Source organism: Campylobacter sp. TTU-622 (assembly GCF_016598965.1).
Classification (GTDB): domain Bacteria; phylum Campylobacterota; class Campylobacteria; order Campylobacterales; family Campylobacteraceae; genus Campylobacter_D.
This window is the reverse complement of record NZ_JAENKR010000189.1, coordinates 1-785: the sequence shown is the minus strand read 5'-3', so window position 1 is coordinate 785 and position 785 is coordinate 1. Positions and strand designations below refer to the sequence as shown.

The window sequence follows — 785 nt, the reverse complement described above, 5'->3', positions numbered from 1 at the left end:
ATGTTATGATCTAGCTTTTTTTAATGAAAAAAATGAACTCTGTGAAGCAAGTAGAAGCCATATAATCATTAAAAAAGAACAAATATTTTACACCCCTGCTCTAGAAAGCGGATTACTTGATGGAATTTATAGAAGATTTTTACTTAATTTAAAAATAATAAAAGAAAAAAAACTTTTCAAAAAAGATTTATTAGAAGCGGATGCAATTTATTGTATGAATTCTGTAAGAGGTTTAAAAAAGGTTGTAATTTTATGAAGCGTATTTTAATCATTGACAATTACGACTCTTTTACCTATACTATAGTTTTTTACCTAAAAGAGCTAGGCTATAAATGCAAAGTAGTCAAAAATGATGAATTTAAAAAAGTAAAAAAACTTAAAAAAATACATTTTTCACATTTGATCATATCACCAGGCCCTAATTCTCCCAAGGAATCAAAATTAAGTTTAAAGGCTATTAGATATTTTAAAAAAAAGAAAAAAATTCTAGGAATTTGTCTAGGACACCAATGTATTGCCGAAGCTTTTGGAGGAAAAATTGCTAGATTAAAAAATCCAAAACATGGTAAAACTACTTTATTAGATCACAATCAAAAAGATATATTTAGAGGTGTAAAAAATAATTTTGAAATTTGTCTTTATCATTCTTTATATGTCAAAAAGCTCTCTAAAGAACTTATGATTATAGCAAAAAGCAAAGAAAATATTATTATGGGAATAAAACATAAACTTTATCCTATTTATGGCATTCAGTTTCATCCTGAAGCTATTTTAAGTCAAAAAGG

The 785-nt window shown here is 25.6% G+C and carries 2 protein-coding genes; both read left to right on the top strand.

Annotated features, from left to right (window positions below; all coding sequences use genetic code 11):
* Window positions 1–256, top strand: a 256-nt coding sequence (locus JG677_RS08385; protein ID WP_200286186.1) for an aminotransferase class IV, incomplete at its 5' end; no start/stop codon positions are given.
* Window positions 253–785, top strand: a 533-nt coding sequence (locus JG677_RS08380) for an anthranilate synthase component II (protein WP_200286184.1), incomplete at its 3' end; no start/stop codon positions are given. The genes JG677_RS08385 and JG677_RS08380, both read left to right, overlap by 4 nt.